At 71.9% G+C, this 13,345-nt stretch carries 14 protein-coding genes; 5 read left to right on the forward strand and 9 right to left on the reverse strand.

Annotation, left to right across the window (positions count from 1 at the left end):
• Positions 1–96: 96 nt before the first annotated feature.
• From ACWV17_RS00695 to ACWV17_RS00705, 3 genes are all read right to left on the reverse strand, one after another.
• Positions 97–1,608, reverse strand: coding sequence for a hypothetical protein (locus tag ACWV17_RS00695; protein WP_455358026.1), 1,512 nt, complete (start codon positions 1,606–1,608; stop codon positions 97–99).
• A gap of 187 nt (positions 1,609–1,795) precedes the next feature.
• Positions 1,796–2,695: an aminoglycoside phosphotransferase family protein gene (locus tag ACWV17_RS00700; RefSeq protein WP_455358027.1), complete on the reverse strand. Its 900-nt coding sequence runs from the start codon at positions 2,693–2,695 to the stop codon at positions 1,796–1,798.
• Between the two features lie 78 nt (positions 2,696–2,773).
• Positions 2,774–3,397: a methyltransferase domain-containing protein gene (locus ACWV17_RS00705; protein WP_455358028.1), complete on the reverse strand. Its 624-nt coding sequence runs from the start codon at positions 3,395–3,397 to the stop codon at positions 2,774–2,776.
• A 112-nt stretch (positions 3,398–3,509) separates the two neighbouring features.
• On the opposite strand from ACWV17_RS00705, the gene ACWV17_RS00710 reads away from it, so the two are divergent.
• Positions 3,510–4,016 (forward strand): DinB family protein, encoded by a 507-nt coding sequence (locus ACWV17_RS00710; protein ID WP_455358029.1) that lies wholly within the window; start codon positions 3,510–3,512, stop codon positions 4,014–4,016.
• Between the two features lie 301 nt (positions 4,017–4,317).
• Entirely contained in the window at positions 4,318–4,638 is a 321-nt protein-coding gene (locus tag ACWV17_RS00715; protein ID WP_455358137.1) for a hypothetical protein, read from the forward strand.
• A gap of 120 nt (positions 4,639–4,758) precedes the next feature.
• On the opposite strand, the gene ACWV17_RS00720 is transcribed toward ACWV17_RS00715, so the two are convergent.
• From ACWV17_RS00720 to ACWV17_RS00730, 3 genes are read right to left on the reverse strand one after another with little or no spacing between them, the layout of a single operon-like run.
• Complete coding sequence (locus tag ACWV17_RS00720) at positions 4,759–5,337, reverse strand: histidine phosphatase family protein (protein WP_455355118.1); 579 nt, start codon at positions 5,335–5,337, stop codon at positions 4,759–4,761.
• 51 nt (positions 5,338–5,388) lie between these two features.
• Positions 5,389–5,823, reverse strand: coding sequence for a GNAT family N-acetyltransferase (locus ACWV17_RS00725; protein ID WP_455355186.1), 435 nt, complete (start codon positions 5,821–5,823; stop codon positions 5,389–5,391).
• Positions 5,824–5,861: 38 nt separating this feature from the next.
• The gene (locus ACWV17_RS00730; protein ID WP_455358030.1) at positions 5,862–7,316 is read right to left on the reverse strand and encodes an aminotransferase-like domain-containing protein; all 1,455 of its coding nucleotides are present in this window, start codon (positions 7,314–7,316) and stop codon (positions 5,862–5,864) included.
• On the opposite strand from ACWV17_RS00730, the gene ACWV17_RS00735 reads away from it, so the two are divergent.
• Positions 7,315–8,229 carry a DMT family transporter gene (locus ACWV17_RS00735; RefSeq protein WP_455358031.1) on the forward strand — a complete coding sequence of 305 codons (915 nt, stop codon included), beginning with the start codon at positions 7,315–7,317 and terminating at the stop codon, positions 8,227–8,229. The genes ACWV17_RS00730 and ACWV17_RS00735 overlap by 2 nt on opposite strands.
• 88 nt (positions 8,230–8,317) lie before the next feature.
• Positions 8,318–8,521: a DUF1918 domain-containing protein gene (locus ACWV17_RS00740; RefSeq protein ID WP_455355185.1), complete on the forward strand. Its 204-nt coding sequence runs from the start codon at positions 8,318–8,320 to the stop codon at positions 8,519–8,521.
• A gap of 285 nt (positions 8,522–8,806) precedes the next feature.
• On the opposite strand, the gene ACWV17_RS00745 is transcribed toward ACWV17_RS00740, so the two are convergent.
• Positions 8,807–10,042 (reverse strand): glycoside hydrolase family 10 protein, encoded by a 1,236-nt coding sequence (locus ACWV17_RS00745; RefSeq protein ID WP_455358032.1) that lies wholly within the window; start codon positions 10,040–10,042, stop codon positions 8,807–8,809.
• Between the two features lie 157 nt (positions 10,043–10,199).
• Between ACWV17_RS00745 and ACWV17_RS00750 the strand changes: the two genes are divergently transcribed.
• Positions 10,200–11,060, forward strand: a complete 861-nt coding sequence (locus tag ACWV17_RS00750) for a 3-hydroxybutyryl-CoA dehydrogenase (protein ID WP_455355184.1) — start codon at positions 10,200–10,202, stop codon at positions 11,058–11,060.
• A 64-nt stretch (positions 11,061–11,124) separates the two neighbouring features.
• On the opposite strand, the gene ACWV17_RS00755 is transcribed toward ACWV17_RS00750, so the two are convergent.
• Together ACWV17_RS00755 and ACWV17_RS00760 are read right to left on the reverse strand one after the other, a co-directional pair.
• Positions 11,125–11,655: an NUDIX hydrolase gene (locus ACWV17_RS00755; protein ID WP_455358033.1), complete on the reverse strand. Its 531-nt coding sequence runs from the start codon at positions 11,653–11,655 to the stop codon at positions 11,125–11,127.
• A 93-nt stretch (positions 11,656–11,748) separates the two neighbouring features.
• On the reverse strand, positions 11,749–13,089 hold the full coding sequence (locus tag ACWV17_RS00760) for a transcriptional regulator (RefSeq protein WP_455358034.1): 1,341 nt from the start codon (positions 13,087–13,089) through the stop codon (positions 11,749–11,751).
• Between the last annotated feature and the right edge of the window lie 256 nt (positions 13,090–13,345).

The raw sequence follows: 13,345 nt of genomic DNA on the forward strand, positions 1-13,345 counted from the left end.
TCGGCCATGTAGTTCGGATCCCCGATGGCCAACTAGCGGGTCCAGTCACTCATGCGTTGTGACTGAGCGCTTCAGTTGGCGGGCAGGGCAATACAGCTAGGGCACCAGATCCCGCATCGCGGCAAGCGGCAGCGACGGATTGGCTGCCGCCGCTTCCACCACCTGCCAGTCGGCGTCGGTGAGCAGCTCTACGATGACCGGTGGCGGGAGTGCCGGATGGCCAGCGGCTGTGGGCCTCGCCTGTTTGTCCGCCAAGCAGGCGAGCAGCGCCGAGGCCGTCGCATTGCGAAGCCGGGCGACCTCGCGGAACGCTTTCTGTACCGAGGGTTCGTGCCGGGCCAAGTCCTCCAGCAGCGCCGGAGTCGCGTCCGGGTTGGCCGCCACCTTGGCGACAACCCGGACTCCGTGCCGGTCCACCATGGCGCGCAACTCTGCTTCGGAGAGACCTGGGTGCGGAGCGATGGACGTGACCACTTTCGCATCGGGATCGGTGGCCAGCGCGTCTCGGATCTCGGCCGGCAGATCGCGTCGTTGGGCCAGGAGCATCCGCGCGGCTGGATTCGGCGACTGGGCCAGCTCCTCAACCTCGGTGGGAGAGGCGGTGGCGATCCGCGGCAGCAGGGTGGCGCCGATCTTGGTAGCGCCGGCCAGGTGGATGAGCACGTCAAGCGGCGCGTTCGGGTTGTGTGCGAGCCTGCGCTGCACATCGTGGCCACGGTCGCCGGCCAGTGTGCGGATCAGGGCGCTGTCGATCGCGGGATTCTCGGCGAGGTCGGCTCGGACACCGGGAGTGGGATCTACGGCGAGGCGTCCGCTCACCTCCGAGGGCAGATCCGGGCGGGTGGCGAGTGCTCGGCGCAGCAGCATAGAAGGGTGGTCGGCGAAGCCGACGACGGCTCCGGTGGGTGTGGCCGGGTTCCGCAGCGCCGCCTGCTGCATGTCGTGCACGGTGGACTCATGGGAGCCGTCGCAGGAGGCTCCCGGCAGCAGATCGCAGTCGAGCCTCTGGCATTGCCGGTCATGCACGAAGGGCGGCTCCTCGCGGTCGCAGACCAGGCACCGCCGCGCGGGAGGCAACCCCTCGTCAGTGATCAGCGCCGCCAATACGTCCGGGGGCGTCACCTCGTTGGCCGCCACCGCGCGGCGGACCTCGGCATGCGGATGCCCCGCAAGCCTGGCGGCGACTTCCGGCGTAGTCCACAACGCGAGCTCCGCAACGACCCGTACGTCTGAGTCCGCGGCGAGCGTCTCCACCACATCGGACGGGAGGCCGGAGCAGGCAGCCAGCTTCTCCCGGCGCTCGAAGACCGGATCCGCCGCGAACAGGCGCGCCCACTCCGGGCTGCCGGAACGCCCCTCGAGCAAGGCGAGGGCGGCATGCGGCTGTGCTGCGGGATCAACGTCGACCGCGGTCAGCCGGCCCTCGTACACGAGCCGTACAGCGCTCTCCTCAACGCGTGAGACCAACGCAACCGCCTGCGCGTGGCTGAGGTCCGCGCGACCACCGAGGTCTGCGGCGATGTCCGCGTCCGCGACCGCGATCAGCCGGCCGACCAGCTCGGACGGCAGGGCCGCATTGGCAGCGAGCCCGCACAGGACATGGTTCACAGAGGGCATCCTGCCTGGGCCGTGACCGAATGGCTTGTGTATTTCGAAGTCAACAGCTTGTTGGCGGCCCCCGGGGCACGTCCCGTCCTGAGCGCGGTACTTGGCGAAACGGGCCAACTCAAGCACTCAGTCGCATGCGTACATGCCGGGCGGGCCGGCCAGGGCGGCCTGGACCTGGCCGGTGTCCTCAGCCCTCTCCCAGTACCGCCCCGATCACGTGCCGGGCGTTGTGCGCCATCGCCGGGTTCGTCCTGCGGTAGTACGGCAGCGCGATCAGCGCCTGGGAGAGCGTCCGCGCCCGGCCGCGGTTCCAGGTCGCGTCGTCCACGCCGAGCGCCTCGCGGAAGACCTCCCTCGCATCGGCCGGCAGCAGATTCCACGCCGGGAACAGATCGCAGGCCGGATCGCCCACCCCCATGCACCCGAAGTCGATCACCGACGTCAGTCTGCCGCCGTCCACCAGCAGATTGCCCGGCATCAGATCGGCGTGCAGCCACACCGGCGGCCCGTCCCAGCCCGGGGCGCGCAGCGCGTCCTCCCATACGGCGGCCGCGGCATCGCAGTCGATGTCCTCCTGCGGGATCTCGCGCAGGGCCTCGATCGCGGCACGGGTCTCCGCGTCGAGCGCGGCGACCGGCCCGCCGCGGTGGGCCACCGGCGCCCCGGAGAGGGTGATGCTTCGCATCGCCGCCACGAACCGGGCCAGGTCCCTGGCCAGCAGCACGGGCTCACTCAGCGCCCCCGCCTCGGGGTTCTCGCCCGTCAGCCACCGGTACACCGACCACGGCCACGGATACCCCTCGGCGGGCTCCCCGGCCCCGAGCACCTCGGGGACTGCCGTGGCCAGCCGGGGCGCGAGGCGGGGCAGCCACTCCCGCTCCATCGACACGTCCCCGGCTCCGCCTTCGACCAGCGGCAGCCGTACGACCATGGCGTCGCCCAGCCGGTACATGGCGTTGACCGTGCCGCCGGAGGGAAACCGCTCCACCGCCAGCTCCGCCCACTGCGGGAACTGCCCGGCGATCAGCCGCCGTACGAGGTCGTCGTCGATGGGGTGCTGGCCGGGATGCATCTGCCCTGTGCTCATGGGCCGCCATCCGATCGCCGGACGCCGGCGGGCGTCAAACGCTTTCCGGCTGCGGGCCTGGTGGGCGGCCAGGAGGCGCTAGGAGGACAGGGCGGTGCCGAGGGAGTCGGCGGCGATGAACTTCGGTGCGCCCTTTTCGTAGAAGACCTCGATGTCCGTGATCGTGAACCCCGCGGCCGTCAGCATGTCGGCGATCGGCCGGGTGAGGTGGCACCCGCCGAAGAGCCGTTTGTTGAGCGGCTCGAGGCGTCGTTGCCAGCGGCGCACGCTCTGGTCCGGTTCCGGGGCCAGTCCGTGCTCCACGAAGTGCAGGACTCCCCCGGGCTTGAGGACGCGCCGCACCTCCCGCAGGGCGGCGTCGGCGTCGGGGATGGTGCAGAGGGTCCAGGTGGACAGGGCGGCATCGAAGCTGTTGTCCGCGAACGGAAGCGACTGGCCGTCCAGACCGGCGCGCCGCACCGGGACGGGTGTCGCCCTGAGACGGTCACCGGCGAGCTTCCACCCGAGGTCGGACGGCTCGACGGCGGCCACTCCGGTCACGGTGGCCGGGTAGAAGGGCACGTTGTGTCCTGTTCCGAATCCGATCTCGACCACTTCGCCCCGCAGGCCCGCGCAGACGCGGCGGCGCAGCGGCTCGGCGGTCTTGACCCCACACGCGGCGTTGACGATCCGCGGCAGGACTCGCTCGGCATAGAAACCCATCGTGGACTGCCTCTCCTTCTGAGCATGTTGAGCATGGCACCGGAGCGGCCTGGTCGCACCTGCCCACTACGCTGGCCTGCTGCTGCGCTGCCGCGCCGAAAGGACCTCCACCGTGACCGTCGAACGGATCGGCCCGCCCCTGGTCGCGGGAGAGCGCGAGACGCTGCGCGCCTTTCTCGACTACCACCGTGCGACGCTGGCGATGAAGACCGAGGGCCTCTCCGACGAGGACCTGCGGCGCCGGTCGATGCCGCCCTCGACGCTTTCCCTGCTCGGGCTGGTACGGCACATGGCCGAGGTGGAGCGGGCGTGGTTCCGCCGGGTGATCAACGGGGAGGACATCCCGCTGGTGTGGTCGGACGAGGGCGACTTCCAGGTGGCGTACGACGCGAGCGCGGCCACGCGGTCGGAGGCCTTCGACGCCTGGCAGACGGAGGTCGCGCACGCGCGGCGAATCGAGGCGGCGGCGGAGTCGCTCGACGTGACCGGCTACCGGGCCGGGACTGGCGAGCAGGTCTCGCTCCGGCTGGTGATGCTGCACCTGATGCACGAGTACGCCCGCCACAACGGCCACGCGGACTTCCTGCGCGAGGCGATCGACGGCTCGGTCGGGGCCTGAACGCCTCGTCGCCGGCTGCCGTCGCCACCGGCCGCGGTGATCCGGTCCCACGGCACGCGTAGCAGTCGGACGTGCCGTCCGCGTCCGGGAAGCCGGGTGCGGTCGCGATTCGGGTGGTGGCGGGCGCGAGTTCGGCGTTGCGCCGTACGACCGGGCTGGCCGCCCGGACGGTCGTACGCGGGTTACGCCCCTCCGCCACCACCTCGCCGGCACGTATATCGCGTTGTGGGTCCAGGGGCGCCGCCATAAGGTCACCGGCATGTCTTTACGTCTTCGTATGCGTCAAGCACTGCCGGAAGCCATGCGTGCCCGTGACAAGGCCGCGGTGAGCGCCTTGCGCGCGACACTTGCTGCGCTGGACAACGCTGAGGCGGTGCCCGTGGGTGAAGCTGAGCTCCGCGGCTTGGCCCTTGAGCAGTCGCCGGTCGGTGTCGGTGTCACCGAAGCAGCGCGGCGTGAGCTGAGCGAGCGCACTGTGGTGGATGTCGTGCGCGCCGAGGCCGCCGAGCGACTGGAGGTTGCGGCGCAGTTGACTGCGCCCGCGCACGCTGACCGAGCCGCGCGGCTCCGCGCGGAGGCCGCCGTGCTGCTTCGCTTCCTCGACGGTCCCGGCAGCGCATAGGACACGGCGTCGCATCGCACCCGAAGCGACGCAGGAGCAGGGCTGGGAACAGGTACGGCCACGGCGTGATCATGGCCCGGATCGCGGGCCGGTTCGAGATCACAAGACCGCACGGGAGTACTAGAGCGCCGCCGACTGCAGTCGCAGGCTCCAGCGGCCCGACCAGCCCGCCAGGGTGACCGTCGACAGTGGGCGGACGTCGACGTTCCAGTACGTCGACGGGGGCGCTTTCAGGGCGTACACCAAGGCCGCCCGGACGACCGAGGGCTCGGCGACCGCGACGATCATGCCGCCGTCGTCGGCCGGACGGGTGTCCAGCCAGCCGCCGATCCGGGAGATGAAGGCGAGCAGGGACTCACCGCCGTGCGGGGCCGAGCGCGGGTCGGCCAGCCAGGCGTCGACCGCCTCCGGCTCATGGGCGGTGACCTCACCCAGGGTCAGCCCGCGCCAGCGGCCCATGTCGCACTCGCGCAGCGCGGGCTGGGCCATCGGCGCGAAGCCGAGCGCCTGGCCGGTGGCCCGGCTGCGCGGGGTGGGCGAGCAGTACCGCAGCTCCGCCGCGCCGAGGGGGATCAGCCCGTGCGCGGCGAGCTGCACCTCGTGCCAGCCGGCCTGGTCGAGCGGCCGGTCGTCGTCGAAACGCTCGGCCAGCAGCGCGGCGCTGCGAGCGGCGGCGATCAGCGTGACCCGAACATGCATGCGGCCGATCGTGAGGCCGGAGGCCTCGCAGGTCAAGAAGGAATTCAGGAGTCACGCGAGACTCAGGGCCATCCACTTCGCGGGGTCGTCGATCCGCCGGAAACCGATCTTCTCGTAGACACCGTGCGCGTCGTCCGTGGCGAGCAGGAAGCGGCGCAGGCCGGCCGGGGCGAAGTGGTCCCGTACCGCGGTGACCAGGGCGGTGCCCAGGCCCCGGCCGCGGGCAGCCGGGGCGACGTACACATCGCAGAGGTAGGCGAAGGTCGCGTGATCGGTGACGACCCGGGCGTACGCCAGCTGGGCGCCGGAAGCGGTGTCGTACAGGCCGAAGTTGACCGAGGCGGCGACCGCGGCGTCGTGCTTCTCGCGGGGGCGGCCGAGCGCCCAGTACGCGTCGGTGGAGAGCCAGTGGTGGACGAGGGCGGTGTCCAGCCGGTCCGGGTCCGTGGAGATCTCGTAGTCCTGGGTCATGGTCTCGTCGGTCATGGTCTCTTCGGTCGCGGTGTCGTCGGTGGCGGTGTGGTTCATGAGGGGAAGCTTCCTTGCGGCAGGAGTTCCGTACAAGCCATTTGCAGGCGGCGCACGCCCTCGGTGATCTCCGCCGGCCCGGCCACCCCCGCGAAGCCGAGCCGCAGATGGCCGGCCGGCGGTTCCGCGCTGAAGTACGGCCGGCCCGGGGCGACGGCGACTCCAGCCCGCAGCGCGCCCGCCACGAGGGCCGCCTCGTCGGTGCCGTCGGGGAGGCGGACCCACAGGTGGTGGCCGCCGGACGGGATACGCGGCACGGCGAGCGCGGGGATCTCCAGGCGCAGCGCGGCGGCCAGCGCGTCGCGGCGGTTCTTCAGCTCGGCGGCGACCGTGCGCAGATGGCGGCTCCAGGCCGGCGACCCGACGAGTTCGAGGGCGGTCTCCTGAAGAGGACGGGGGACGAAGAAGCTGTCGACGACCTGGATCGAGCGCAGCCGTTCCAGCACCGGGCCGCGGGCCGCGAGCGCCCCCACCCGCAGGCTGGGTGAGGTGGCCTTGGTGAGCGAGCAGACGTGCACGACGACGCCGTCGGGGTCGTCTGCGGCCAGCGGCCGGGGCAGCGGGCCCGCGTCCTCGTGGGCCAGGCGGCGCGCGAAGTCGTCCTCGACGACGAAGGCGCCGGCCGCGCGCGCGATGCGCACCACCTCCTGCCGGCGGTCCACGGCGAGCGCGACCCCGGTCGGGTTCTGGAAGAGCGGCTGGCAGATGAAGAGCCGGGCACCGGTGGCCCGGAAGGCGGCCGCCAGCAGCTCGGTGCGTACGCCGTCCGCGTCGGCCGGCACCGGCACCGGCCGCAGGCCTGACGCACGGGCGATCGCCAGCATCCCGGGGTACGTCGGGGATTCGACGAGCACCGGCGCACCGGGCGGGGCCAGCGCGCGCAGTGCGGTGGTGAGCGCGCTCTGGCCGCCGGCGGTGACCAGCACCTCGGCGGCGGTGACCGGGCCGCCGATCTCGCGGGCGAACCATTCGCGCAGCTCGGGCAGGCCGTCGACGGGCGGCCGCCCCCAGGCGCCGGGCCGACGGCCGGCCCGGGCCAGGGCGGCGGCCATCGCGCGCTCGGGTTGCAGCGACGGATGCAGGTAGCCGCCGTTGAACTCGATCACGCCGGTGGGCGGTGCGGCGAGGGTGACCAGGACCCCGGCGGCGTCGACCGCGCGCGGGACCAGCTCGCCGGCCGCGTCGGCGCTGAGCGTGACCTCCTGCCACGAGGTGTCTCCGGCGACGGGGGTGTCCGTACGCGGCTGCGCCCGGAAGGCGCCGGCGCCGGGGCGGGTGACGACCAGCCCCTCGGCGGAGAGCTGGGCCAGCGCCCGGGAGACGGTCACCGGACTCACCCGGTACCGCTCCACCAGGGCGCGACTTGACGGGAGCTTTCCACCGGGTGAGTAGCGGTTCAGCTCACTCCGCAGAGAACTCACCAGGTCCGCAACACTGCTACGCTCTTGCATGACAGTACAGGATAGCGCTACTCGCATCACCCCGATAGCAGTCGGCAGCAGCAGTAGCCGCAGCAGCGGAACGCTTCTCGCCGGGCTGGGCGTCGTCGCCTTCTCGCTCACCTTCCCCTCCACCGCCTGGGGGCTGGAGAGCTTTGGCCCGTGGTCGCTCGTCGCCGTACGCAGCGTGCTCGCCGCCCTGCTCGCGGGCGGCTTCCTGCTGGCGCTGCGCGTCCCGGTTCCCGACCGGCGGCACTGGGCCGGACTGGCCGTCGTCGGCGGCGGGGTCGTCGTGGGCTTCCCGCTGCTGACCACCCTCGCGCTGCAGACCTCCACCACCTCGCACGCGGCCGTCGTCGTCGGTCTGCTGCCGCTGACCACGGCCGCCTTGTCGGCGGTACGGACCGGGGCGCGCCCCTCGCGTACGTTCTGGCTCGCCGCCGTGGCCGGAGCCGGCGTGGTCATCGCCTTCACCCTCCAGGAGAGCGGCGGCGCGCTCTCGGCCGGGGACCTGTACCTGTTCGGCGCGCTGCTGGTCTGCGCCGCGGGCTACACCGAGGGCGGCAGGCTGGCGCGGGTGATGCCGGGCTGGCAGGTCATCGGCTGGGCGCTGATTCTCTGCCTGCCGCTCGCCGTGGCCGGGGCGGCGGTCGCCCTGTCGTTCGAGCCGGTACGGCTGTCGGCCCACGGAGTCGTGGGACTGCTGTGGGTGGCCGCCGGATCGACGTTCTTCGGCCTGTACGTGTGGTACCGGGGCATGGCGGAGATCGGCGTCGCCCGGGCCAGCCAGCTCCAGCTCGCCCAGCCGCTGCTGACCCTCGTGTGGTCGGTGCTGCTGCTGGGCGAATCCCTCTCGCCCGCCGCGCCCGTGGCCGCCGTCGCCGTACTGGTCTGCATCGCCGTCACACAGCGAGCCCGCGGCTGACCGTGATGCAGATCACGCCGACGGACCTAGACTCGTGCTGACGGCCGGTTTCACGCACACGTACGCACAGGACAGGGAGGACGTCTCGATGCATGCGGAAAAGGGCGACAAGCTGGTGAGGCACGGCAGGGTCGTGGGACAGCACGACCGCGTCGTGGAGATCGTCGAGGTCCTGGGACCCGACGGCACCCCGCCGTTCAAGGTACGCGCCGAGAACGGCCACGAGTCGATCGTGACTCCCGGACCCGACCAGGTCGTGGATCACCGCAGGAGTGCCGGTTTCAGCGAGTAGCTCAGCTCGGCTCGGCGCTAGGGCCTGTCCGGCGGATCAGGGCCGGATAGGACGCGGCGTCTGGTGCACTGCGCTGCGCTCCGTCTCCGCTCTTGTCCAGGCCCTTGGATGCGGAGCTGCATCGCAAGGCGCCGGAGTGCCCTAATAGCGGAGCTATTCGGGCATTTCGGCAACGCGGCGAGGTGCCGTGCCTGGGGGCACCTCCCTGGGGGCACCCCCGGACGGAGTCTGGGGGAGGTAGCTGGGGGAGCGTCGTGGCCCCGGCCAAGATCCGCCGGACAGGCCCTACGGGCCGGTCGGGGCCCGGTAGTGGTCGGCGACGACCCTGGCCATGGCCCCGATCCGGTCCGCCGCGACCTCCTTCGCCGAGAAGAAGACGTGGCCGGCGACCTCCGGGTAGCGCGTCCCCAGGGTGAGGTGACGCGAGAGCTCGGCCGGGTCCTGCCACGCGGACGGCTGTTTCGGGTCACCCGCCTTGTACAGCGCCTCGCCGATGTAGAGGTCGACGCCCGTGCCGCGCACGGTCCGGGACCACCAGGGCAGCAGCTTGGCGTAGTCGGCGGCCCGGTTGCCGACGTGCCAGTAGAGCTGGGGCACGATGTAGTCGATCCACCCCTCCTTGACCCAGGTGCGGGTGTCGGCGTACAGGGCGTCGTACGCCTGGAGGCTGGTGGTGTCCGAGCCCCTCGGGTCGGAGGCGGCGTTCCGCCAGACCCCGAACGGGCTGATGCCGAAGCGCAGGCCCGGGCGCACGTCCTTGATACGGGCGGAGGTCTCGGAGACCAGCAGATCGGTGTTGTGGCGCCGCCAGGCGGCCCGGCTCGGGAAGCCGCCGCCGTGCAGCGCGTACGCCAGGTCATCGTCGAAGGTCTGGCCCGCGACCGGATACGGATAGAAGTAGTCGTCCCAGTGCACCGCGTCGATCTCGTAGCGCCGCACGGCGTCGAGCATCGCGTCCTGGACGAAGCGCCTGACCTCCGGCAGCCCGGGGTTGTAGAAGAGCTTGCCGCCGTACGGGACCGTCCACCCGTCGTTGACCCGGGCGGGATGCCCGGCGGTCAGCCGCGAGAGGTCGGAGTGGTTCGCGACCCGGTAAGGGTTGAACCAGGCGTGCAGTTCGAGTCCGCGACGGTGGGCCTCGGTCACCGCCGTGCCCAGGGGGTCCCAGCCGGGGTGCACGCCCTGTTTCCCGGTAAGGCACTCGGCCCAGGGCTCGTACCGGGACGGCCAGAGCGCGTCGGCCGACGGCCGCACCTGGAGGATCACGGCGTTCAGCTTGCGGGCAACCGCGGTGTCGAGGTGCGCGAGGAGTTCGGCCCGCTGCTGCGCGGCGCCGAGTCCGGCGCGGGACGGCCAGTCCCGGTTCTGGATACAGGCCAGCCACATCGCCCGGAAGGGGGGCGGCGCCGCCCGTTTCCGGCCGGGGCGCGGGACCGCGGCGGCGGCTGACGCCGTCATCAGGCAGGACAGCGCCGCGGCAGTGATCAGTCCCCTGCGCCCGACGTTGCGAGATTGCGGCATGTGATGCTCCCTGTTCGTACAGTGACGACGACTCTCCTCGGACAGCATGCCCCGCCCCGGCCCGTCCCCCGCCCGGCGGCGCGGAGTAACGTCAAGGGCCGGGGCGGGCGCCGGAATCACACGGGGGACCCGCTGGATGATCAGCGAAAGGCACGATGTGACCGACATCGAACGCGTCGGAGTAGTGGGCTGCGGCCAGATGGGCGCGGGCATCGCGGAGGTCTGCGCCCGCAGCGGCCTGGACGTCAGGGTCGCCGAGACCACCGGCGAGGCCCTGGAGATCGGCCGCACACGGCTCTACAACTCCCTCTCGAAGGCCGCCGAACGGGGCAAGATCACCGAGGAGGAGCGAGACGCGACACTCGGCCGCCTCAGCTTCACCACCGACCTCGGGGAGTTCGCCGACCGCGACCTCGTGATCGAGGCCGTGGTCGAGAACGAGCAGGTCAAGACCGAGATCTTCCAGGTCCTCGACCAGGTGGTGACCAGGCAGGACGCGATCCTCGCCTCGAACACCTCCTCCATCCCGCTGGTCAAGCTGGCGGTGGCGACCTCCCGGCCGGACCAGGTCATCGGCGTCCACTTCTTCAACCCGGCCCCGGTGCAGAAGCTCGTGGAGCTGATCCCCGCGCTGACCACCGGCGAGGAGACCATAAAGCGCTCCGAGGCCCTGGTGCAGAACGTGCTGGGCAAGCACGCGATCCGCGCCCAGGACCGCTCGGGCTTCGTGGTCAACGCGCTGCTGATTCCCTACCTCCTCTCCGCGATCCGGATGTTCGAATCGGGCATCGCGAGCCGCGAGGACATCGACAACGGCATGGAGCTCGGCTGCGCCCACCCCATGGGGCCGCTGAAGCTCGCCGACCTGATCGGCCTGGACACGGTCGCCTCGGTCGCCGACTCGATGTACGCGGAGTTCAAGGAGCCGCTGTACGCCGCCCCGCCGCTGCTGCAGCGGATGGTCGACGCGGGGCGGCTGGGCCGTAAGACGGGCTCGGGCTTCTACCCGTACTCCTGACCGCGCGCCCCGCGCCGCAGGACCCGCCTGGCCCAGCCCCCTGGCCCAGCCGCCCGTACAGGCCCTAGCCCAGCCGCAGATGGTGTAACAGCAGGAGGCCGGCCGCCATGTTGGCGGCCGGTATCTCGCCCCGGGCGACCATGTCGGGGACCAGCTTGAGCGGGACCCACGCGCGCCGGGACGACTCGAAGTCGTCCTCCGGATGTCCGGTGTACGTCGCCTCCTCGGACCAGAACACATGGTGGCGGGCGTCGGTGAGGCCGTTCGACGGCTCGACGGTCAGGAGGTGGTGGAGCGGTCCGGGGCGCCAGCCCGTCTCCTCCTCCATCTCACGGGCGGCCGCGGTCTCGATGTCCTCGCCGTCCTCGACGACGCCGGCGGCGAGCTCCCAGCCCCAGCTGTCGGTGATGAACCGGTGCCGCCAGAGCAGCAGCACCTCGTTGGCCTCGTTGACGGCGGTCGCCACGGCGACGGGGCGCAGCCGGATGAGGAAGTGGTCGAGGTGACGGCCGTCGGGGAGTTCGACGTCCGCGAGATTGACCCGGAACCAGCGGTTCCTATACACGGTTTGTTCGCTCAGGTTCGTCCACTGCACAGTTCTGCCACCTTCCGACACGTAGATGGCAACATGGCAGCAGGAGCACGTTCGCAAGGGAACGGTCACAGGGGAACGGCCACAGGGGAACGGTCACAGGGGAACGCGCAACGCCCCGTCGATCAGCTCGGCCGTCTCCCCGGCCCCGGCGCAGCCGCTGGCCACCAGCTCCTCCCGTACCGCGCGCAGCCGGTCCCGAAGCCGCTGCGACTCCATCCCCCTGGCCCTTTCGGCCATTTCGGCCGCGGTCTCCCTCGCACGGTCGGCCTCTCCCTGACGCAGCTCGATCCGGGACAGCACGGCCAGCCGGTGGACCCGGCCCCGTTCGTGCGCCGGAAAGTCCACCGCCGCCGTCGCGTGCTCACGGGCGGCCGGCAGGTCCCCGAGGCTCAGCAGGGCCTCGGCCACCTGCACATTGACCAGCCCCGGCTGTACATAACCGGTCTCGTCCGGCTCGTCGCCGCGCAGGATCCGCTCCGCCGCGGCCTCCGCGTTCCGGATGCAGGTCAGCGCGCTGCCGCCGTCGCCGAGATGCGCGTACGCCTTGGCCTGCATCGCGTACAGGTCGGAGGCCAGGGCCGGGGTGATCTGCTGCCGCGCCGTCCGTAGCGCGGCCTCCGCGAAGGCCACCGCCTGCCGGTACTCGCGCATGAAGAGCGCCTGGTTGACCAGCAGGGCGATGGCGTACGCGCCGAGGCCCCGGTCGCCGCTCGCCTTGGCCAGCCGCAGCGCCTGGTGGAAGTAGCACTGGGCCAGTCCGTGCGCGTCCGAGTCGTACGCGCAGATACCGGCCACCGCGACCAGCCCGCCCGTCGCCCGGTGCAGTTGACGGCCCGTCCGGTCGGTGTAGCTGCCGCGCAGCAGGGGCGCGGTCTCCGCGTTGAGGAAGCGGACGATCCGCGAGCGCGTCGCCATGCCGCCCGCCCTGCGGTACATCAGCTCGTAGTGCGCCCGGGCCGCGCGGAGCATCTCGATGTCCGCCATGCTCACCCGCGTCTGCCCGGACCGGGAGACGTCCGTGTCCTCCGGCGGGTTCTCCCACTCCCACACAGGCATGACCGCAGGCGTCCCGGTGACGGCCGGTGCGCCGAGTACGTGCGGGCGCCGCTGCTCGTCGGAGCGCCACAGGGCGGTGGCCCGGTCCACGAAGCCCTGCAGCGGAGAGCCGTGCGGTTCGGCCGGCCGGTCCGGCACGCCGAGGCCGATGTCGTCCAGCGTCACCGGGCGGTGCAGCCGGGCCGCGAGGACCTCGCAGATGAGGTCCGGCACCTGGCCGCGCGGCCGCTGGCCCTTGATCCAGCGCGCGACGGCCGTGTGTTCGTACCGCAGGACGAGCCCTCGCGCGCGGCCCGCCTGGTTCACATGGGCAGCGAGGCCCGCCCGCGAGATGCCCGCCTCGTCGAGCAGGGCGTCGAGCAGGGTGTTGGGCAGCATGGGCCCCTCCGATGGCTCGGTGGCCACAGCGTAGTGGAGCGCGATTCGCACGGGGTGTGAACGCAGTACCCGGAGGAATGCCCCGCGCGCTCTGCCGCGACGGGGCGCGGGCCGGTTGACTGAAACGCCTCGAAAGAGGTGGCCGGGCCGCCGGCTCCCCCTCGTACAGTGCGGCGGCCCGCTTCCGCGTCGTCTGTCCTGCTGTCTGCCCGACACTCCGCGGCAGGGCGGACGACGCCCGTCAGGCCGTCGCTGT

Source organism: Streptomyces mabaensis (assembly GCF_053763515.1).

What these genes read in the sequence shown, in the direction of transcription:
- ACWV17_RS00700 (WP_455358027.1), bottom strand. Translation starts at nt 2,695, where the DNA reads ATGAGCACAGGGCAGATGCATCCCGGCCAGCACCCCATCGACGACGAC.
- ACWV17_RS00705 (WP_455358028.1), bottom strand. Translation starts at nt 3,397, where the DNA reads ATGGGTTTCTATGCCGAGCGAGTCCTGCCGCGGATCGTCAACGCCGCG.
- ACWV17_RS00715 (WP_455358137.1), top strand. Translation starts at nt 4,318, where the DNA reads ATGCGTGCCCGTGACAAGGCCGCGGTGAGCGCCTTGCGCGCGACACTT.
- ACWV17_RS00720 (WP_455355118.1), bottom strand. Translation starts at nt 5,337, where the DNA reads ATGCATGTTCGGGTCACGCTGATCGCCGCCGCTCGCAGCGCCGCGCTG.
- ACWV17_RS00725 (WP_455355186.1), bottom strand. Translation starts at nt 5,823, where the DNA reads ATGACCGACGAGACCATGACCCAGGACTACGAGATCTCCACGGACCCG.
- ACWV17_RS00735 (WP_455358031.1), top strand. Translation starts at nt 7,315, where the DNA reads ATGACAGTACAGGATAGCGCTACTCGCATCACCCCGATAGCAGTCGGC.
- ACWV17_RS00730 (WP_455358030.1), bottom strand. Translation starts at nt 7,316, where the DNA reads ATGCAAGAGCGTAGCAGTGTTGCGGACCTGGTGAGTTCTCTGCGGAGT.
- ACWV17_RS00740 (WP_455355185.1), top strand. Translation starts at nt 8,318, where the DNA reads ATGCATGCGGAAAAGGGCGACAAGCTGGTGAGGCACGGCAGGGTCGTG.
- ACWV17_RS00745 (WP_455358032.1), bottom strand. Translation starts at nt 10,042, where the DNA reads ATGCCGCAATCTCGCAACGTCGGGCGCAGGGGACTGATCACTGCCGCG.
- ACWV17_RS00760 (WP_455358034.1), bottom strand. Translation starts at nt 13,089, where the DNA reads ATGCTGCCCAACACCCTGCTCGACGCCCTGCTCGACGAGGCGGGCATC.